This window comes from Exiguobacterium sp. SH31, from assembly GCF_001816105.1.
GTDB classification, from domain to species: Bacteria; Bacillota; Bacilli; order Exiguobacteriales; family Exiguobacteriaceae; genus Exiguobacterium; species Exiguobacterium aurantiacum_A.
The window spans coordinates 1-871 of record NZ_LYTG01000057.1 but is presented as its reverse complement, the minus strand read 5'-3'; the positions used below and the strand labels follow the sequence as shown (position 1 = coordinate 871).

At 47.8% G+C, this 871-nt stretch carries 1 protein-coding gene; it reads left to right on the top strand.

The window, feature by feature from the left end:
• Positions 1-153: 153 nt before the first annotated feature.
• Positions 154-795 carry an RNA polymerase sporulation sigma factor SigH gene (sigH, locus tag A6395_RS08430; protein ID WP_070329253.1) on the top strand — a complete coding sequence of 214 codons (642 nt, stop codon included), beginning with the start codon at positions 154-156 and terminating at the stop codon, positions 793-795.
• Positions 796-871: the final 76 nt, after the last annotated feature.

Below are 871 nucleotides of genomic sequence, written 5' to 3'. Positions count from 1 at the left end.
GGAAAGAAATGTTGTATACTATTAGTTGTATGAGTCACAACATATCTAATTGACGGAATTTTTTGAAATTTATTTGACGGTCGTTTTGTACGACGCCTATAATAAGAACACTAACTTACATAGTTCATTATCAATTGCCGGGGGGTATGAAACATGAACGGATGGCCATACGAGCAGTTTGAAACGATGTCAGACGAAGAGCTCGTCTCTCTAGCGCGGAATGAAGGGGATAGTGATGCGCTCGAGTTTTTGATTGAACGTTACCGTTACTTCGTGCGGGCGAAGGCGCGGTCTTACTTTTTGATCGGCGCTGACCACGAGGATATCGTCCAAGAGGGAATGATCGGTCTGTACAAAGGCGTGCGTGACTATCGGGATGAACGCCTCGCTTCGTTTAAGAGTTTTGCCGAGATGTGTATCACCCGTCAGATGATTACGGCCATTAAGACGGCGACGCGTCAGAAACATATTCCGCTCAACTCATACGTCTCGCTCGACAAGCCGATCTTTGACGATGAGTCTGACCGGACGTTGCTCGACGTGATCTTGCCCCCGCATCCGAACGACCCGCAAGACTTGCTCGTCACGCGGGAAGAACAACTATTCATGGAAGAGAAGATGGATGAGCTCCTCAGTGACTTGGAACGAAAAGTGCTTCGTCTTTATTTGGATGGTCGTTCGTATCAAGAAATCTCTGACGACCTTGACCGTCACGTGAAGTCGATCGATAATGCCTTACAGCGCGTGAAGAAAAAATTCGAGCGGCACGTTGATGTTAAAATGCTGACGAGTTAACTCGTATTGACCGCACGCCTCCTATGTGATACTTTTAAGGCAGCGCCTTGTCCGTAGACGCCAGTTACAGGAGGCG